At 41.9% G+C, this 19,034-nt stretch carries 17 protein-coding genes; 14 read left to right on the top strand and 3 right to left on the bottom strand.

Annotated features, from left to right (window positions below):
- Position 1: 1 nt before the first annotated feature.
- From UQ64_RS08470 to UQ64_RS08480, 3 genes are read left to right on the top strand one after another with little or no spacing between them, the layout of a single operon-like run.
- Entirely contained in the window at positions 2 to 1,258 is a 1,257-nt protein-coding gene (locus tag UQ64_RS08470) for an MFS transporter (RefSeq protein ID WP_060622997.1), read from the top strand.
- Positions 1,255 to 1,851 carry a DUF1349 domain-containing protein gene (locus UQ64_RS08475; protein ID WP_060622998.1) on the top strand — a complete coding sequence of 199 codons (597 nt, stop codon included), beginning with the start codon at positions 1,255 to 1,257 and terminating at the stop codon, positions 1,849 to 1,851. Before UQ64_RS08470 ends, UQ64_RS08475 begins: the two co-directional genes overlap by 4 nt.
- Before the next feature lie 26 nt (positions 1,852 to 1,877).
- Entirely contained in the window at positions 1,878 to 2,531 is a 654-nt protein-coding gene (locus tag UQ64_RS08480; protein ID WP_060622999.1) for an HAD family hydrolase, read from the top strand.
- A 205-nt stretch (positions 2,532 to 2,736) separates the two neighbouring features.
- Here UQ64_RS08480 and UQ64_RS08485 read toward each other — a convergent pair whose 3' ends face one another.
- From UQ64_RS08485 to UQ64_RS08495, 3 genes are all read right to left on the bottom strand, one after another.
- A complete protein-coding gene (locus UQ64_RS08485) occupies positions 2,737 to 4,419 on the bottom strand; it encodes a type 2 periplasmic-binding domain-containing protein (RefSeq protein WP_060623000.1) in 1,683 nt (560 codons plus the stop codon).
- A 105-nt stretch (positions 4,420 to 4,524) separates the two neighbouring features.
- Positions 4,525 to 6,135 carry a response regulator transcription factor gene (locus tag UQ64_RS08490; RefSeq protein ID WP_060623001.1) on the bottom strand — a complete coding sequence of 537 codons (1,611 nt, stop codon included), beginning with the start codon at positions 6,133 to 6,135 and terminating at the stop codon, positions 4,525 to 4,527.
- A 4-nt stretch (positions 6,136 to 6,139) separates the two neighbouring features.
- Positions 6,140 to 7,951: a sensor histidine kinase gene (locus tag UQ64_RS08495; protein ID WP_060623002.1), complete on the bottom strand. Its 1,812-nt coding sequence runs from the start codon at positions 7,949 to 7,951 to the stop codon at positions 6,140 to 6,142.
- Positions 7,952 to 8,107: 156 nt separating this feature from the next.
- Here UQ64_RS08495 and UQ64_RS08500 point away from each other — a divergent pair, with 156 nt between their 5' ends.
- From UQ64_RS08500 to UQ64_RS08550, 11 genes are all read left to right on the top strand, one after another.
- The gene (locus UQ64_RS08500) at positions 8,108 to 9,058 is read left to right on the top strand and encodes an ABC transporter permease (protein WP_060623274.1); all 951 of its coding nucleotides are present in this window, start codon (positions 8,108 to 8,110) and stop codon (positions 9,056 to 9,058) included.
- Between the two features lie 15 nt (positions 9,059 to 9,073).
- Entirely contained in the window at positions 9,074 to 9,946 is an 873-nt protein-coding gene (locus UQ64_RS08505) for a carbohydrate ABC transporter permease (protein WP_060623003.1), read from the top strand.
- Between the two features lie 210 nt (positions 9,947 to 10,156).
- Positions 10,157 to 11,509 (top strand): sodium-dependent transporter, encoded by a 1,353-nt coding sequence (locus UQ64_RS08510; protein ID WP_060623004.1) that lies wholly within the window; start codon positions 10,157 to 10,159, stop codon positions 11,507 to 11,509.
- A 244-nt stretch (positions 11,510 to 11,753) separates the two neighbouring features.
- A complete protein-coding gene (locus UQ64_RS08515) occupies positions 11,754 to 12,425 on the top strand; it encodes a GntR family transcriptional regulator (protein ID WP_060623005.1) in 672 nt (223 codons plus the stop codon).
- A 29-nt stretch (positions 12,426 to 12,454) separates the two neighbouring features.
- Positions 12,455 to 13,606 (top strand): amidohydrolase, encoded by a 1,152-nt coding sequence (locus UQ64_RS08520; protein WP_425339578.1) that lies wholly within the window; start codon positions 12,455 to 12,457, stop codon positions 13,604 to 13,606.
- Between the two features lie 46 nt (positions 13,607 to 13,652).
- A complete protein-coding gene (locus UQ64_RS08525) occupies positions 13,653 to 14,696 on the top strand; it encodes a methionine ABC transporter ATP-binding protein (protein ID WP_060623007.1) in 1,044 nt (347 codons plus the stop codon).
- On the top strand, positions 14,671 to 15,330 hold the full coding sequence (locus UQ64_RS08530) for a methionine ABC transporter permease (protein ID WP_060623008.1): 660 nt from the start codon (positions 14,671 to 14,673) through the stop codon (positions 15,328 to 15,330). Before UQ64_RS08525 ends, UQ64_RS08530 begins: the two co-directional genes overlap by 26 nt.
- A gap of 30 nt (positions 15,331 to 15,360) precedes the next feature.
- Positions 15,361 to 16,395, top strand: coding sequence for a uroporphyrinogen decarboxylase family protein (locus tag UQ64_RS08535; RefSeq protein ID WP_060623009.1), 1,035 nt, complete (start codon positions 15,361 to 15,363; stop codon positions 16,393 to 16,395).
- Positions 16,392 to 17,219 (top strand): MetQ/NlpA family ABC transporter substrate-binding protein, encoded by an 828-nt coding sequence (locus UQ64_RS08540; RefSeq protein ID WP_060623010.1) that lies wholly within the window; start codon positions 16,392 to 16,394, stop codon positions 17,217 to 17,219. The genes UQ64_RS08535 and UQ64_RS08540 overlap by 4 nt, the downstream gene beginning before the upstream one ends.
- A gap of 18 nt (positions 17,220 to 17,237) precedes the next feature.
- A complete protein-coding gene (locus UQ64_RS08545; protein ID WP_082651029.1) occupies positions 17,238 to 18,044 on the top strand; it encodes a pyrroline-5-carboxylate reductase family protein in 807 nt (268 codons plus the stop codon).
- Between the two features lie 2 nt (positions 18,045 to 18,046).
- Positions 18,047 to 18,811 (top strand): VOC family protein, encoded by a 765-nt coding sequence (locus UQ64_RS08550; RefSeq protein ID WP_060623011.1) that lies wholly within the window; start codon positions 18,047 to 18,049, stop codon positions 18,809 to 18,811.
- The last annotated feature ends 223 nt before the right edge of the window (positions 18,812 to 19,034 follow it).

Genomic DNA, 19,034 nt, shown 5'->3' on the forward strand with positions numbered 1-19,034 from the left:
AATGATTTTCCAAAAGTTCAGAGAGCTCCCAGACAATCCGCGTTATTCGATTTGGCTAGAGCCGTTATGGGCAATTCCCGGTACGATTGTATTATTTTATGCCCCTTTGTACATGAAAGGGGCAGGTCTTTCCGATATTCAGATTGGTCTTATTAATTCAGTTAACCTATACTTTGCGTTCGTCTTTCAGATGTTTGCCGGAGCGGTTACAAATAAATGGGGGAGGAAAAGAACATCTCTCATTTTCGATCTAGTGGCTTGGAGTGTGCCGATGTTTATTTGGGCATTTTCAAATAATTTCTGGCTCTTTTTAATCGCTTATTTATTGAATGCGACGAATAAATTTGTCACTGTCGCCTTCAACCTACTAATTATCGAGGACGTAAAAAAACAGCAGCGTTCGCATGTGTTTGCGATGATGAATATTATTATTATTTCTGCTGGGGTGTTGGCACCTCTTGCAGGCGGAGTTATTAGTAAATATGGAATTATGCCGACGCTTAGCGTCATCTATTTCGCCGGCGGCATTAGTATGACGGTCATGTTTGTTCTTAGAAACTACTTAACGAAAGAGACCGAAGCCGGAAAAGTGATGATTGAAGCGAATAGCAATACCCATATCTTGCGAGGTGTTCTCCAGAGCTTTCGTTTATTCGGACAATCATTACGTGATCGGCGAATATTGCCAATCTTATTGATTACGATTATTTCAAACATTATTTTGCAGATGAACTTTTTTCAGGTGATTTATCTGAAAGAGGAGCTTGGCTTCAAGGATCAAATGATTTCGTGGATTCCATTCATTACGGCAATTGCTACTATATTTGTATACAGTGTAGTGATGCCTAGAATGAGAAATCAAAGCGATGAATTCTATGTCAAGCTGTCCTTGGCATTGTGTGCAATAGGATCATTATTATTCTTGTTTATTCCAAGTGGAAATACTGTTATGTTGTGTATAGTGACTACGGTATTGGCTGCAGGAATGTTCTTGCTTCCCACTTACAGAGATGCGCTTCTAATGAACCGGTTAGGTAAATATGAAAAAGCGGATATGTTCTCTTCTGTACAAGTAGTCATGTCCATTGTCGCGATTCCTTGGGGATATATTTCAGGACTTATTTATGCCTATAAGCCATCTCTGTTATTTATTCTCATCTTTATCAGCTATGCCAGCGTGATAGCCCTGGCTTTTCCTATGGGGCGAAAGACAAGGCGTCTTGTTGAAAAACCATTGATGATAGGAGAAGAAGAATGACTGTAAACTTATTCGTAAATGAAACAAGAAAACAACTGAGCTGGATGAATCGCCCTGCAACCTGGGAATTTACAGATTTAGATGGACTGACCTTATTAGCACCTCCCAAATCCGATTTTTTCCAAGACCCAGCAGGAAAACATATCGCAAGCTCAGCGCCATTCTTATCCGTACCTGTTGGGGATTCCTTTGAAATGACAACCAGAATTAGTGTCGATATGCAGCATAAATATGATTCAGGATGCCTCATGTTTATGATAGATCATCATAACTGGGCCAAAATTTGCTTTGAATTTGACGGACAGCATCCCATAATTGTGTCTGTGGTGACAAGAGCTGGGATGTCAGATGATTGTAACTCCGTTAAAGTTGCCGTTGACAAACCTTATTTGCGTATAACCAAGCAAAATCATTGTGTCACCTTGTCCTATTCGGAGGACGGTGCGAACTGGGCACTTATCCGATATTTTGGAATGAATGAAGGTGCCGAATGCGTAGCAGGTGTTGTCGCGCAATCTCCGCAAGGTGAAGGCTGCTCAGTGAGTTTCGACTATTTAAGTTTATCGGAATCGAAGCAAGAAAGTCGCTTCTAAACCAATCCTATGAGCGGGGGGTGTCTATGAAAGCAGTTATCTTTGACTTTGATGGTTTACTGCTTGATACGGAAACGCCATGGTATTACGTATTCAAAGAGGCTTATTCCACGTACGGATTGGACCTGCCTTTGTCGCTTTGGGCTCGGAATGTGGGTACAAACTTTGATGCGTTTCACCCTTATCAATATTTGGAACAGCAAGTAGGGAAGTCCATAGACCTGAAGCGACTTCAGTCAGAATTGGAACAGAACTATGAGCTTCGCATGAATAATGCACATTTGCTTCCAGGTGTAATTGAAATACTACAACAAGCACGACAGCGTAGCATGATGCTTGCTGTTGCTTCAAGCTCTACTCGCGACTGGGTGCATAAGTATTTGCAATTGTTTGGGCTGCTTCCGCTATTTGATGCAGTTGTTACATCTGATGATGTCCAATGTGTAAAGCCAGAACCAGAATTATATAAGCTGGCGATGCACCAATTAGGCGTAAGCCCAAACGAAACCATCGCGTTCGAAGATTCTCCCAACGGATTGAAAGCAGCTAATGCTGCAGGAATTCGCTGTATTATTGTTCCAAATGAAGTGACAAGAGAGCTGGACTTTCCACCTTATGAGAGGAGAATAGAATCTCTCCTTGAATTTGATTTCGGGCAATTGTCGAAAATCAATTTTTAATAAAAAATCCTTTTCGGTCCAACTGCAATTCTCTTGATGTGATTTGGATGAATGAGTGATATTCCATTGGGTATTACCTTCATCATTCAATCCCACCTTTGTTCACGACCTCATCTTAATTCTATTTTATCAGAGGAGTGCAAATTCTATAAAAAACAAGCCGGAGCGAATGTGGCTCCGGCTTGTTTCTATGTTTGTGAAAAAATTATTTCGCGGACGATACAGACTTGAACCATTCGTTAACTTCTTTGGTGATTTGGTCACCGCCATTGGATTTCCAATTGGCAACAAATTGGTCAAAGGCATCTACAGGCAGTTTGCCGTAAACAATTTTGTTGAAAGTTTCCATTTCGGACTGACGAAGCAGGTTCCATTTGGAAACCATCGTTGGTGTAGCAGCACCAGTGAAGTAGTTTTGCTTACGAACGTCTAGTTGTGACATAACCACTTTTCCTGCCGCCCAGTTTTCTGGTTTACGGAACTCTGCCATTTGTTTTTCATAAGGTGTAACAGGTGTCTCGCCATCAGCAAGTTTAACCAAAGTCTTCATAAAAAGATCAGGAATACGGGCCGGACCTGTTAAGAATGGGAATTCATTGGAGAAGTCTTTAATCTTGTCTTTATCGCTTGTAGGTTTTCCATCAATCATATCCCAGTCGTAACCTTTAGCAAAGCCATATTCATATTGACTGCCTGCAGCAGGGTTAGCCAGGTTATCAAGCAAGTAGTTATAGTACAAGAAAATTGCTTCTGGATGCTTAGCATCCTTGTTAATCATGATACTAGCATTTACTCCGGAATTCTGCCATTTGGTTCCAATCAAACCATCTGGTCCTGCTGGAACCGGATAACCTTTAATCTTCGCTCCAGGTACGTTCTTCATAAGATCGGGAGCCGGCCAGTCTGGAACCCAGTTGGCGCCTGGCAGAATACCAGCTGCACCTTTTGTGAAGCTCTCAGCGGATTTACCTTCATCCCAAAGGGCGGAGTCCGTGTGGATATAGCCTTTATCCATCCATTCGCTAAGCTTTGCGAGTGCTTGCTTCGCACCTGGGTTAATGGAACCATATTCAAGATTGCCATCTTTATCTTTGTTCCATTGTTCCTCGATCGTACCGTATGCCCCGAATAACCAGTCTAGTTGACCCATCCAGGTGTTTGTATTGTTTTTCAAAGTAATTGCAAGCGGGTACACATCTTTAGGCGCTAAGCCGTCAGGGTTTTCGTTCTTAAATTTGTCCATGATGTTCTCGAGATCGGCGATGGTCTTAGGCGCTTCCAGGTTCAGCTTTTCCATCCAATCTTCACGTAACCACAAGAGTGTATCATCATTGTCGGTATATTCAAGGATCGGCAGATTATATTTCTTACCGTCTTTAGTGAATGGGTACCAAAGTTCTGGATGTGCTGCAACGTGATCTTTTAGAATCTTATTTGCATACTTGTCAAACAACTCATCGATAGCAATGAACTGACCGGAATCAATAAGCTGATTCGTCAATACTGCGTTAGTTGATGCAAAAACGAAATCAGGCAGCTTTTCGCCGGAAGCAATGGCAAGTTGAAGCTTTTGTCTGTATTGATCGTCATTTGCAGGATACCAAGTATCTTTATGCTTCATACCCAATGTCTCAAGCATCCAGCGATCGTGAACGTTGTTTTCTTTGGTATCACCTTGAACATACTTCTTAGGCATCAATACGGCACTGAACTCGATCGGTGGATCGTATTTGCCTTTTGCGAAAGCAGCATCTGCTTCGGATTGGGTATTTTCGGTTGCGTTACCATTTTTGGCGTTCTCATTAGATGTGCCGCTACTGCCACATGCTGTGAGAGTGATAAGTGCTGTGACCGTGAGAAGCGACCACATTTTCTTGAACTTGATCATTCTTCAATTCCCCCTACTGTGTATGATCTTTACAAGTGTAACTTTAACAACTTGTCGGGGATGTCATCTATATGAGATTTTTAGTTTCGATAGGACTCTATCATGCTATTTGTTAGTATCTCTATATTCCTGCGGCGTTACCCCAAACTGCCGTTTGAATACTTTGATAAAATAAGCAGGGTCCATATAGCCAATCTCCATGCTGATTTCATAGACTTTTTTAGTGGTGGTCTTCAGCTTATGACAGGCACGATCCATCCGTAAGCGTGAGATATAATCACTAATGCCTTCACCTGTTTCAATCTTATAGATTTTTGATAAATGTGTCGGATGAAGATTTACATGGTCAGCCAGAACACGTAATGATACATCATCATGTAAGTTCTTATCCGTATAATCCTGAATTTTCTTTACATACTCTGAACGTATGTCTTTGATTTCGTTAGATGTGCCTTCTTTTAGATTGGCTAGAACACTTAGCGACCATTTTCTTAGTTTACTAATGCTGGTAAAAGCATCGCCACTCTGCAACGCTTCGATATCGGTTCCCATTAAGTTTGCCAGCGTATGACCATTGCGATGTGCGAGATTTGTGAAAGAAGCAGTAATTAAAAAGCCAGCCTCCATGCAATGCTCCCAAGATTCAGACCATTTCTCATCCAGTTCAGCACAGACAGCAAGCAATTTCTCTTCGGCTGCATCCCAATGTCCACTCTCCAATAGATGAATCAAAGAGGGTGGGGTATAAAGAGCATCTAAAGGCCCTTGCGCTGAGGGAAGCTCCAAGTCACTGACCCGCATAATGAATTCTCGCTCATCTCCGACAATTTGACGGAAAGAAGAGGAGGCCTGATGGAAACGATTCGACAGCTGCTCAGGAAACTTGAACCACTCTGTGATTACAATGGATAGCGAGCCTTTCAGAAATTGCTTGACCTTATATTGAAGTTGTAAAGAAAGCTTCTCTAATATGGATTCTTTTCCAAGATCAGTTCCTTGTTCTTTAAGCTGGAGCAGAAACACAAGATATCCATGTTCCTCTTTAACGCCCCAGACTTCCATAAATTCTCCCATAATCTCTTCAGCCATATTAATGATCGCATATTCAATCAAGGTTTGATCCGTATTATCAAATTCTCCGAATTCTTCTTCCATTCGTACCAGCATCAATGCGGATTCTCCGGATTGGAAGGGCAGATCGTAACTCACGAGCTTCCGTTCCCATTCACCGGCTTGAAAACGATGACCTTGTAAGGCATCCAGTAGCAATCGCCCACGCAAAACAGGGAGATTCTCCCGGAGGGTAAACTGGGTTCGTTTAAGAGAACTTATAAGCTCCCATTCTGCGTTCAATTGATTGATCGCATTTTTGACTGCTCCGAGCAATTCATCATCAGTAGGCGGTTTAAGCAAGTAATCCACGGTCTTATTCTGGAGCGCTTTTTTGGCATAATCGAATTCTGAATGGCCGGATAATATAATACATTTTATTTTTTTATTGTGTTTTCTTATCCGCTCTATCAATTCAATTCCCGTCATTTCTGGCATTTGAATATCTGAGATTACTATATCAATGGGATTCGTATCGATAATTTGTAGCGCTTCACGTGCTGAATAAGCTTTATGCACCTGTTCAATTCCCAGCGTATGCCAAGGTTTAGTCATGGAAAGATTATCTACCCAGTGTGCTTCGTCGTCTACTATAATCATTTGCATGTTGTTAGTCTCCTTGATGTTCCTTTAATTTATAACTATCATCCTCAGTGGGGATTTCCCAGATAATTACTGTTCGGAATCCACCGAGAGGGGATGGTTTGAAGGTAAGACTTGAATGGCTGCCGAATAGGTGAATGATCCGCTGATTCGTATTCCAAAGACCACAACCCATTTCCTCCTGCAAAGGTTCCTGCATTTTACGGTTTAATGCTTCTAGCTGATCCGGATTCAGGCCAGGACCATCGTCATCGATATAAATTCTACAGAAACCGTTTGACTTCTCACCACTAATCTTGATCTCGCCTGATGAATAGGACTTCGCTACGCCATGAATCACAGAGTTCTCCACCATAGGTTGGAGCATTAGGCGAGGTACAGATTGGCTAAGCATATCCTCAGGAATATCAATGTGATAATCAATTCTGCCATTGCGCAGTTTCTGGATATCTAAATAGTTGACCAAGAGCTTGATTTCTTCCTCCAAAGAAGCCGTCTCCCGTTCCATACGGGTGGTATAACGATAGTAAGCACTTAAATTATAAGCCATGGAGACGACAGCGTCTTCATCTTTCATCTGGGCCATATTGATAATATAACCAAGACAGTTATAGAGGAAATGTGGATTAATTTGTGCTTGAAGCTGCTTGAGGGTAGCTTCTCGAGCTCGGATTTTTTCATTAAATACATTTTCTATCAGGTCTTGAATTTGATGGGACATATCATTAAAACGACGGAACAGAAACGAAAACTCATTTTGCTCATTGCTATGGAGCCGTACGGAGTAATCTCCTTGCTGTACGCGCTGTAAACCACTGACGAGTTTTTTAATCGGATATTGAACGTTTCTATATAGCAGAATGGAAGAGGATACTCCCACAACAAACAGCAGAATCATTGTGATATAGAATAAATCTCGACTAAGAGAAATCGGTTTGAGAATTTGATAAAGGGGGACAACATCTACTAAATGCCAATCCAAAGAGGCTGATTTCACCGAACTGACCAAGTAGTTCTTCCCATTTAGTTTCACTACATCCTGAGTTGTATTCTCGGGAGAGTGATTATCCAGGTAGCGAACTAGCTCATCGGATAGCTGCTTGTCCGCACTACGGTTGAGGATCGGTTTCTCCCCTTTGTGATAGAAGAATGGATCACCTTGTCCACCTGCTTTATACGAATCTAGCATGTTCTGAATGTTCGTATAACTGAAACTGGCTTCAATGACTAAGCTACTTCCCGTTAACGTCCCCGGTAGAGCTAAGGAATCCGTAAAGAACCAGTAAAAGGATTTTAAATCGCCTTTAGATTCCGCGCCATGATCACCATATGTCCATCTTCCACTCATATTTGCTTTTAAATAATCCTCATCATAACCAGTGGGTCTGTCGTAATTAGCGATGACATCTTTATTCTGTTGTGAATGAACGGCGTATCTGGTAGGCCAAATATCTGTAACCCCAGCTTGAAGCACCATCTTTTCCTGGATAATATATCTTGTTTGCATCTGATCATATCGATCTTCCCATACATTTAATCCATTGAATGCCCTGACGTTGGGATCTCTTGAAAGAATAAGGGTGAAGTCCATCATCTGATTAATTCGCGAATCAATCTGATTAGATAAAAAAGTAAGCTGTTTCGTATTGGACGATTGCAACTCTTTACCAACAACCTCGAAGGTGACGTTATTTGAGAAGGTATACATGATAATGATGGGAATGAAAAGGATTATGATCAAGCTGTTTATTTTGGCAAACAGACTAAATCGAGATTGTAAGTTTCCTCTAAGTTTTGTAAAGCGCTTCCATAAATTCATAAATGACCCTCCAAATGTTGTCCTAATAAAACCCTATCTAGCCCTAACAATGTTATATAGTCAAACCTAAGAAACGCCTGATACTATTTATAGCAGAGATCCCCATCACACACAAAATATTTTTTTTGGGAACAGGAGAGAGCTATGGAGGCTAATATGGAGGTTAACTCGATACCACAGGCGAGCCTAGAAAGTCAGCCGAGTAAAAAAAGAAAAAAAGGCTTTAATCAACCATGGATTCTCCATTTAATGGTGTTGCCAGCGGCAATTATGGTTTTTATTTTTTCTTATATTCCGATGTCCGGAATTCTTATGGCATTTCAAGACTATAAACCTGCACTAGGTTTTTTTGATTCCGAGTGGGTCGGACTTAAGCATTTCAGGTACATGTGGGAGAATGATTATTTCCTGTCCATCACGTGGAATACGTTGTTTTTTGCTTGCTCCAAGATTGTTTTGAATTTGATTATTCCTTTCATCTTCGCCTTATTGCTTAATGAGGTACGGAGAATGGGCCTTAAAAGAACCATTCAAACATTCGTTTATCTTCCGCACTTTCTGTCTTGGGTTACACTTTCAGGGATTCTCATTGATATCCTTGCTCAGACAGGTATTGTCAATCAATTTCTCACATCCGTATTCGGCATCAAGCCGATTTTCTTTCTAGGGGATGGAAACTGGTTCAGGTTCACTATCATTGCTAGTGATGTCTGGAAAGAGTTTGGTTTCAATACGATTATCTTCTTAGCGGCACTTTCGGGTATAAATCCGTCACTCTATGAAGCTGCTGAAGTGGATGGGGCGGGGCGCTGGAAACAAACGATGTATATTACAATTCCAGCGTTAATCCCAATCGCTATCGTTATTGCAACCTTGGCACTGGGCAATGTGCTCAACGCAAACTTTGACCAGATCTTTAACTTGTACAGTCCATTGATCTATCAGCAGGGAGATATCATTGATACCTTCGTGTACAGAGAAGGTCTACTAAGCGGACAGTTCAGCTTCGCTACCGCAGTGAATCTATTCAAATCGGTGATCAGCTTAGTCTTAATCGTTGTTTCTTACCGACTAGCATATAGATTTGCAGGGTACAGAATTTTCTAGAAAGGATGACAACTGATGTACCATAAAACAATTCCATATCGAATATTCAGTATAATCAATAATGTGTGCCTAACAATCCTTTCGGTGCTCTGCTTGCTACCTTTGTATCACTTACTCATGGTATCTCTAAGTTCTACCGCACCTGCTAATGCTGGATTAGTCACATTCTGGCCGATTGACTTTACGCTTGAAGCCTATGCAAAGACGTTTGATAATGTCAACTTCCTTACTTCCTTGTGGGTGTCTGTACAGCGGACACTACTCGGAACAGCACTTGCACTAGTAGTAAATACGGTTGCAGCTTATGCGCTGTCTAAGGAAACAAGAGTGTTCCGTGCAAGAAACGTCTATCTTTGGTATTTTGTTGTCACCATGCTATTCAGCGGTGGTCTGATTCCAGGTTACATCCTGATTTTGAAGCTTGGTCTTATGAATTCATTGATGGCGCTTATTCTTCCTGGATTAGTTGCTGTATTTAACATCATTTTGCTTCTTAATTTCTTCCGTACTGTACCTAAGGATCTTGAGGAAGCAGCTTTTATTGATGGGGCGGGGCACTTTCAGACCTTTGTGAAAATATATTTACCGGTCTCCTTACCTGTTATTGCAACCATCTCTCTGTTCCTTATGGTAGGACACTGGAATGCTTACTTTGACGGTATCATTTATATTAGAGATGCAGAAAAACTTCCGCTAGCTACGTTTATGCAGACGATTATCGTTCAGGCGGATATGTCAAAGCTTGATCCGGCAGCCGTTGCTAATTTGTCTCAGAGAACTATTCGGGCCTCGCAGATTTTCATAAGTGCTTTACCAATTCTATTGGTTTATCCTTTCCTGCAACGTTACTTTGTAACGGGGATTGTGGTTGGCGCTGTAAAAGAATAATCTCATATTAGTAAAAGAGTTTTATGAAGGAGCTACGGTTCTAGTCCACGACTAGAGCATGTAGCTCTTTTTTCTTGCGATGAATTTCATGACTTAAATGGATAAATATTGAAAACAATAAAAATATTCAGAAAATTTTCATATGACGTTCATGCTAACATAGGCTATAATGAGGTCTAAAAAAGAAAATAAAGAAAACGGGGCAGAAGAATGAATCAATTTAAAGGTGAAAAAAATCTCCTCTCAGAGAAGAAGGAGCGTTTCTCTTCCGCCGGCTTTATTTTCGCGGCTATCGGAAGCTCAGTAGGACTGGGGAATATGTGGAAATTCCCATATATTACAGGGGAAAATGGAGGAGCAGCTTTCTTCCTTCTCTTCATTGTATGTTTAGTGTTAATCGGTTTACCCGTACTGTTGGCAGAACTGGCCATCGGTCGCAGCGGACGTGGAAGCGCAGCTACTGCATTTGTACGGGCAGGAGGCGGAAAGAGTTGGATGGCAGTTGGGTTTCTGCAAGTCCTTGCACCATTTTTAATTCTCTCCTTTTATATCATTGTTGCAGGGTGGACGCTGAACTACGCAATGATTGCCTTTAATGGACAACTGTTCAGTTCTAGTAACTATGCAGGTGAATTCAACTCCTTCATATCTGGACCAATGCCAATTGTTTGGCAGGGGATCGCAATCCTTATTACGGCGTGTGTGGTCATTCTAGGAGTCTCAGGCGGGATTGAGAAATTTAATAAAGTATTAATTCCTGGTCTGGTCGTTCTCCTTTTTGTATTGATGATTCGCGCAGTAACCTTACCAGGTGCAAACGAAGGGGTAGCCTTTTTCCTTAAACCAGACTTTTCGGTACTGACGGCGGAATCTGCGTTAGTCGCATTGGGACATGCTTTCTTTTCATTGTCGCTAGGGATGGGGATCCTCCTGACTTACGGCTCTTATGTGGATAAAAAACAATCGCTAGGAACTGCTGCACTCGCAGTCGGAGCGGGAGATTTGTTATATGCGTTTATCGCAGGATTGATTATTTTTCCGACGACATTCTCGTTTGGCATTGCTCCTGATCAAGGTCCTTCACTAATTTTCATTGCTTTGCCAGCAGCTTTCTCGGCAATGCCATTTGGTGCATTCTTTGGTGGTTTGTTCTTTGTCTTGCTGGCGATTGCCGCTTTAACTTCTGCTGTATCCCTGCTTGAGGTGCCTGTATCATTCGCAATGGAGCGCTGGAATTGGAGCCGGAAACGTTCAGTTTGGATTTTGTCTCTAGTATGTTTTATACTCAGTGTTCCTTCGGCGATGTCTCTGGGAATGTTCCCTGAGCTATCGTTTGGCGGCAAAGCGCTGTTCGATTGGGTGGATTTTGTAACCTCTAACATTATGTTGCCACTAGGCGGTCTGCTGGTTACCATCTTTGCCGGTTATTTCTGGAAAGGGGCTGCAGAAGCGGCTGGGCTTAAGGCAGGCTGGTTCCGCGTTTGGTTGTTTATGCTCCGGTATGTTGCGCCGATTCTGGTGTTCTTGGTGTTGCTTCATACTTCGGGGATAATTAATTTTTAATTCAATTCAATTTTCTAAAAAATATCAAATTAAGCTCTACGACCCCTTGCGGTTGTAGAGTTTTTTTTGTTATTGAAGATAGATACATTATTCCTCTAAATCCTACTTGACTAGGTGGATTAATTGGAATATAGTATAAAAAAAGATTGAGCGAATCCATTCCAAACTAATAATTGTATACAATTATACAAATATATTGTTGAGGCTCTTGCCCGACAGATTATCGATGAGGAGCTACATAAATATGGCGATACGATCACGGAGGTTGTCAAAGGATAATACCTATGATGCATTAAAACAAAAAATTATTGTCAGTGAATTAGAGCCGAATCAACCTGTACATGAAGAAAATTTGGCGGCGTTACTAGGGGTTAGTCGTACTCCACTAAGAGAGGCTATACAAAGATTAGAGAACGAGGATTTTCTCATTCGACAGCCAAATGGAAGACTACGGGTAGCTTCAGTGACCCTCAAAGAGGTTGAAGAAATATTCCATATTCGCAGCATGCTTGAGGGCTATATAGCAAGAAGTGCAGCTAAGCATGCTACTGAGAAAGATATTGTTAATTTAACGACGATGATCACAAAAATGAAACACTCCTTCCAGCTTGGTGATAATCAGAATTTTGTAACCTATGGATTTGAGTTCCACGATTATTTATCAGAAATTAGTGAACTTAGAACGTTCGAGAAAGTTCTGAATCAATTAAGGGATCATTCCCTTCGTTATTGTCGATTCGTCTCGATGCATGGAGATTGGAATACACAGGCAGATGAAGAACATGATCTTATCTTGCAAATGATTGCTGAGCACAACGAAGATGGTGCAGAAAAAGCAATGCGAGATCATATTTTAAGCAGTCTATCCACTGCGCTCGACCGAATTAAAGGCATTGAAGACAAGCTTGAAGCATAAAGAAAGGGGAGCACTCTACTATGAAAGCACTGAATGAGGTTGATCAAGCTTTAGCGAATCAATTAATTGATGTTCGTAGAAATCTACATAGAGAACCTGAATTATCTTATGAAGAATTTAAGACCACAGAGAAATTACGGGAATGGCTGACCCATGCGAATATTCATATTCTAGACCTCCCTTTACAAACCGGACTCATCGCAGAGATCGGACAAGGCAACGGACCTGTTGTAGCCATTCGCTGTGATATTGATGCACTACCGATAGAGGAACAAACTGGATTGCCGTTTGCTTCTGAGATCCCTGGAAAAATGCATGCCTGTGGGCACGATTTTCACACGGCTACTATTCTAGGAGCTGCCTTATTGTTGAAGGCTCGTGAAAGCGAATTGCCTGGAAAGGCTAGAGTGTTGTTCCAACCAGCGGAAGAAACAGGGCATGGGGCAGAGAGCGTCTTAGCGTCAGGGGGACTCAAGGATGTAAATGCTATCTTTGGTCTACATAATTCACCAGACCTGCCTACAGGAGCTTTTGGGACAAGAACAGGAGCTTTAACAGCAGGTGTTGATCGGTTTGAAATCACGATAAAAGGTGTCGGCGCTCATGCGGCTACTCCGGAAAAAGGTGTGGATAGCATTGTAACTGCGGCTCAAATCATTACTTCGTTACAAACCATCGTAAGCCGCCAAAATAGTACCACCGAACCGGTTGTGTTAAGTGTTACTAGAATTAATGGGGGCTTCACATGGAATGTATTACCGGAAAAAGTGGAATTAGAAGGTACGGTGCGAACTTACAATGAGGAGATTCGTCGCCAAATTCCAATCCAAATGACTCGAATTATTGAAGGGATTGCTGCAGCTGCTGGGGCAGAGGCTAAGCTACATTGGTATCCAGGACCACCAGCAACGATAAATCATGACGAATGGGCTGACTTTACTAAAGAGGTTGCCTCAGATACGGGATATATAGTACATGACATCCCGCCGCAAATGGGAGGAGAAGATTTCTCCTTCTATCTACAACAGATACCAGGTGCTTTTGTGAATATAGGATCAGGCCCAGCCTATGCTTTACATCACCCTCAGTTCGATGTGGATGAGGCTGCGATTTTACCCGCTGCGAAATACTTCGCTTTATTGGCAGAACAAGCGCTGGTGAAGCTACAAGCCAAAGCTTAATTAAGCTCCTAGACCTAAATCCTAAAGATGATTGAGAGGAATGTATATGATTGAACTAAAGCAGGTTTCCAAAACGTTCACTCGGAAAGGGATCACGATTGATGCTGTTAAAGGGATCGATTTAAAGGTCGATAAAGGCGATATCTTTGGGGTTATCGGCTATAGTGGCGCGGGGAAAAGTACATTAATTCGTTTAGTCAATTATTTGGAAAGACCCACAGAAGGACAGGTTTTAGTAGCTGGGCGTGATTTAGGAACCTATAACGATAAAGAGTTACGAGCGGCTAAGAAGAATATCGGCATGATTTTTCAACATTTTAATCTATTAGAATCTAAAAAAGTATTTGAGAATGTGGCGATTCCTTTAGTTCTCCTAAAAAAGAATAAAAATGAAATCCGTAAGCGGGTTCTGGAATTACTAGAGTTTGTTGGATTAAGTGACAAAGCTGGGAGTTATCCTAGTGAATTATCAGGTGGACAGAAGCAGCGGGTCGGAATTGCCAGAGCGCTTGCCTCGAACCCATCCATCCTATTATGTGATGAAGCGACCTCTGCCTTAGATCCACAGACGACACATTCTATCTTACAGCTATTAAAAAAAATCAATGCAGAGTACAACATTACTGTGATGATCATTACACATGAAATGTCTGTCATTCAAGAGATTTGCAACAAGGTGGCGGTCATGGAAGCAGGCCGAATTATTGAGCAAGGAAGCGTTCTAGATGTATTCGGTAGCCCGAAGCATAAGACGACACAGAATTTTGTGAAGACGGTTATTCAAAATAGCATTACACCGAGCGTCCAAAAATCAATCAAAACAGAACCGGGAAGTGTCCTTTATAAACTTAATTTTGTTGGAGAAAGCGCCTCTGAGCCTATCCTGTTCGAGATGATTCGATCCTTCGATATGAAGGTCAATATTTTATTTGCGAACACGACGGAGATTCAGGAAACGACACTGGGTACAGTAATTATTCAATGCAGTGGAGATACAGCTGAGATTAACAATGCGTTATCTTTCTTAAAACGTCATGGAGTCAGTGTAGAGGAGGTAGAATCTAATGTTTTCGACCACATTAACAGGTGATCAATTTCTGCAGGCGATTATTGAAACGATTCAGATGGTTGGCGTCTCCTTGTTTGTTGGCTCTTTGATTGGGATTCCCTTTGGGATATTGCTTGTAATCACTCGTCCTGGTGGGGTTTTGGAGAACAAAGCGCTTTACGCCATACTGAATCCGATCATCAACATCATACGCTCTCTGCCTTTTATTATTTTACTTGTGGCGATTGTGCCTTTCACACGTTTTATTGTTCATACTTCGATTGGGACAAGCGCAGCGATCGTACCTTTAATAATCTACATCGCACCTTATATTGGCCGTTTAGTAGAAAACTCTCTGCTTGAAGTGAACCCGGGAATTCTTGAAGCTGCTGAAGCGATGGGGGCTACGCCATTTCAAGTGATATGGTACTTTTTATTACCAGAGGCGGTTGGATCATTAATTCTGTCTTTGACAACGGCGACGATCGGGTTGATCGGGGCAACTGCAATGGCTGGAACAGTAGGCGGCGGTGGTGTCGGCGACTTGGCGATTGTATATGGATATCAACGTTTTGACACGGTTGTCGTGGTAGCTACTGTGGTTATTCTCATTATTCTAGTGCAAGGAATTCAATCTTTAGGCAATACGCTAGCAAGAAAAATTCGCCGTTACTAGATACTACATTTTCCAGGAGGGAATCGACAGATGAGTGAATGGAGCAAGCAAGATCGATTTAAAGCGCTATTATCTGGAGAAAAGGTGGATCGCCCAATTGTAAGCGGGTGGCGTCATTTTATCGACAAAGAACAAACTGCAGATGATTTAGCACAAACTACGATTTCTTTTACGAAACAATATGATTGGGACTGGGTCAAGATCAATCCTAGAGCGACTTATTTGGCGGAAGCTTGGGGGAATCAATATGATTTTACGGACTATCAGACCGTATTTCCTAGGCAGCAAACGACTGCTATTCCATCAGCGGCTAATCTTTGGGATCTAGAAGTTAAAAAGGCTGTACAAACAGCATCCTTGGTAGAGCATCTAGAGGCGGTTAAGCAAATTCGTCAAGGTTTACCGGACACCCCTCTGATTCAAACCGTATTTTCACCATTAACCGTGTTGCTATTTATTGTTGGCCGTTCTGCTTATGTTACAAAAACAGTGTTTGGCATTGAGCACCCGGTAACTTTGGAGTCACTGTTTAAGGAACATCGTGCGGCAGCGCACCATGCGTTACATACGATTTCATTAACCTTAGCCGATTATGTACAAGAGCTTAAGCAAGCAGGTTCTGACGGTTTGTTCTACGCTGTGACGGGCACCGCTCACCCAGGATTATTTGATGAAGCCATGTTTGACGAGTTCTCCAGACCTTATGACTCTATTGTTTTAGAAGCCGCAAGTTATGGCAAAAACATTCTTCATACTTGTGGGGCCTACGCACAGCCTGAGAAATTCAACGATTATCGAATTGATGGGATCAGTTGGGATACTGTAGCCGAGGGGAACCCCGATTTAGAGGCAAATCTCAAAGCTACAAAAGTAGGTGGAGTCGATCATGGGTTGTTCGCTGTAAACGATATTGCACAAATCAAGCAGCAGGCTAAAGAAGCACTAACATTGATGAAAGATCAGTCGTTTATCCTTTCTCCAAATTGCGCCATCCCACTAAATGTGACGGATGAGGCGTTAGCACAACTTAAACAATCTGTATTTGAACAGGAGATGAAGTTATGAAAAAGTTGATAGTAGTGTTGATGATAGGGGTTCTAGCGGTGTTGACAGCTTGCGGGAATAGTCAATCCGATAATTCTGGAGATAAGAAGAAGCTTACCATTGGATTTGGAGTGGGTACCTATGAGGAGCAATTCCGCCAATCCATTCTACCGATCCTAGAGAAACAAGGGTATAGCGTTGAAATTAAGTCCTTTTCGCAAAACATGCAGGTCAATCCTGCGATGAAGGAAGGCTCCATTGACGCAAGTATCTTCCAAAGCACAGCATATATGGAGGCAATCAACAAAGAAATCAAAGCAGATATGGTAGGAATTGCTTATGCGCCTGGTGCACCACAGGGTCTTTATTCCGTTAATCATACTACACTTGACGATGTTAAAGATGGTACAACCGTAGCTGTTCCGAATGATCCGGTGAACCAAGAGCGTGCACTACGTATCCTGGAAGAATTGGGTTGGATCAAAATTAAAGAAGGCGCAGGCGTAGCTGATTTTAACATCAACAGCATGGAACCGGATAAATATAACATTGATATTAAAATATTGGACCCTGCTCAAATCCTAGTTTCACTGCAAGATGTTGATTATGGCGTTGTAAACGGGAATTATATTGCTAATTCAGACAGAAAGATTACGGATGCCTTGAAAATCGAAAATACGCCTATGGAACACAGAATTATCGTATCGGTTAATAAAAAGGATGAAAATACGCAGTGGGCAAAAGACTTGAAAGCAGCTTATGAATCTAAAGAGTTCGAAGAGTATATTCATGGAATAGAGAAATACGATGGTTTCATTCTGCCTGAAGCATGGGACAACAATTAAGTAAGGAAGTGAAAGCAAGTGACACAAGAAAAGATTCATTTTATTGGTGGAGGACAGATGGCGGAAGCGATTATTCGCGCATGTATATCCAACAACACCCTGTCCGTAGATCAAATTAGTGTATCAGACATTAATGAAGCCCGTCTTCTGTTTTTGAATACCACATATGGAGTGGATACAGGGAGTTCGCAAGAGCATGGCCTATCTATTGCAGATAAGATTGTAGTTGCAGTTCGCCCTCAGGATGACTTAACTACACTTGGACAAATCGTACAACAATTCGCTTCACCTAACGCAGTCATCGTATCGATTGTGGCAGGTGTGACGAATGTCCAATTAGCTGGTTATTTTGGAGCTGAGCGGTCGATTATCCGTGTCATTCCAAATACTTTGACGGATACAGGCTACGGATATAGCGGTGTAGCGTTAAATGCTTACGCTACTCGTGATCAAGTGGAGCATTTCTTACTCGGATTTGGTAAGGTACAATATCTGGATGAGGCATTAATGGATATTTTTACTGGATTTGGTGTGGCTGGCCCCAACTATATTTATTATTTCATTGAGTCTTTTGTAGATGCAGGTGTGCTTGCCGGATTGCCGCGTGAGCAAGCTTGGAATGTTGCGCTGGAGAATATGATGGGATCGGTAGCGATGCTTCAGCAGACAGGGCTGCATCCAAGACAGCTACTTGATATTAATAATTCACCTGGCGGAGTCGGGATGCATGGCTTGTACGAATTAAATAATAGTGATTTCGCAGCAGGTCTGCAAAGAAGTGTTCTGGCAGCTGTGAAGCGTACTACTGAGCTAGGAGTGAAGTAATCATGGCAACGGTGAAATGGGATCATTTAGTACACTACGTCAATGATTTGGCTAAACCGGTTGAAATCTTTGGAGATCATGGTTTGGTTGCTTTTAAGGGAGGTTCTCATAAAGATTGGGGAACCTATAACGTATTAAGTTATTTCGGGCTAACCTATCTCGAGTTTCTGGGCATTGAGAATCTTGAGCTAGCAAAGGCAACTGAACATAATCTAGTGGTGAAAGACGCAGTAAAACTTCTACCAGAACATGAAGTCTTGAGCAGAGTAGTCATCCGGACAGATGATATTGAAGAAATAGCAGCTTCTCTGCGTTCGGCAGGCTTATCGCTATCTCCAATCATGGATGGGAAGCGTCTAGATAACGAGGGCAGATTAATCGAGTGGCGAATGATGACTATCGAGGGCGACTTTCAAGGACTAGTCTATCCGTTCATCATTCAATGGAGTGGAACAGATGCAGAGAGATTGGAAAGATTAACAACATCGGGAGTCATCCAGCCTCATCCTGCTGGTCATGTTGAAATCGTGAGTGCTGTATTCCAAGTCTCCGATCCTGCAGCTACCGCTAAACATTGGGGATCGATATTCGGACTGCCTGTAACAGAGTCAGAGGACGGTACTTTTATCCTTACGATTGGAGATAAGTCTTTTGCTTTCGTACATGGGGACGAGAACCAGTTCAAACAGGTGTTTTTTGAAACGGATTCATTAGCGCTGAAAGGGAAGACGATTCAGATCGGTGACGGGGAGTATGTTTTTGCATAAGGAATTAGAATCTTTATAATTTAAGGCAAAAGACTTGCTTGAAGGTTTCGATACCTCGAGCAAGTCTTTTTGCTATCCGTTGATTTATCCTGAATAGCTATGTTTGTGTGGTCTAAACATGTTTGCCCACATCATTCAACAAATGCTTTAGCTTGAAAGTTTAGGGTTATTCATACGTACCTGTGGTGATGGGATTTTTTTGTTTTAATCAATTTGTAAACCA

The sequence above is a fragment of the Paenibacillus etheri genome (assembly GCF_001012825.1).
GTDB lineage: Bacteria > Bacillota > Bacilli > Paenibacillales > Paenibacillaceae > Paenibacillus_AQ > Paenibacillus_AQ etheri.

Coding starts and splice junctions, on each gene's coding strand:
- UQ64_RS08485 (WP_060623000.1), bottom strand. CDS start 4,419: ATGATCAAGTTCAAGAAAATGTGGTCGCTTCTCACGGTCACAGCACTT.
- UQ64_RS08535 (WP_060623009.1), top strand. CDS start 15,361: ATGAGTGAATGGAGCAAGCAAGATCGATTTAAAGCGCTATTATCTGGA.
- UQ64_RS08550 (WP_060623011.1), top strand. CDS start 18,047: ATGGCAACGGTGAAATGGGATCATTTAGTACACTACGTCAATGATTTG.
- UQ64_RS08495 (WP_060623002.1), bottom strand. CDS start 7,951: ATGAATTTATGGAAGCGCTTTACAAAACTTAGAGGAAACTTACAATCT.
- UQ64_RS08470 (WP_060622997.1), top strand. CDS start 2: ATGATTTTCCAAAAGTTCAGAGAGCTCCCAGACAATCCGCGTTATTCG.
- UQ64_RS08540 (WP_060623010.1), top strand. CDS start 16,392: ATGAAAAAGTTGATAGTAGTGTTGATGATAGGGGTTCTAGCGGTGTTG.
- UQ64_RS08505 (WP_060623003.1), top strand. CDS start 9,074: ATGTACCATAAAACAATTCCATATCGAATATTCAGTATAATCAATAAT.
- UQ64_RS08525 (WP_060623007.1), top strand. CDS start 13,653: ATGATTGAACTAAAGCAGGTTTCCAAAACGTTCACTCGGAAAGGGATC.
- UQ64_RS08480 (WP_060622999.1), top strand. CDS start 1,878: ATGAAAGCAGTTATCTTTGACTTTGATGGTTTACTGCTTGATACGGAA.
- UQ64_RS08515 (WP_060623005.1), top strand. CDS start 11,754: ATGGCGATACGATCACGGAGGTTGTCAAAGGATAATACCTATGATGCA.
- UQ64_RS08530 (WP_060623008.1), top strand. CDS start 14,671: ATGTTTTCGACCACATTAACAGGTGATCAATTTCTGCAGGCGATTATT.
- UQ64_RS08500 (WP_060623274.1), top strand. CDS start 8,108: ATGGAGGTTAACTCGATACCACAGGCGAGCCTAGAAAGTCAGCCGAGT.
- UQ64_RS08510 (WP_060623004.1), top strand. CDS start 10,157: ATGAATCAATTTAAAGGTGAAAAAAATCTCCTCTCAGAGAAGAAGGAG.
- UQ64_RS08490 (WP_060623001.1), bottom strand. CDS start 6,135: ATGCAAATGATTATAGTAGACGACGAAGCACACTGGGTAGATAATCTT.
- UQ64_RS08475 (WP_060622998.1), top strand. CDS start 1,255: ATGACTGTAAACTTATTCGTAAATGAAACAAGAAAACAACTGAGCTGG.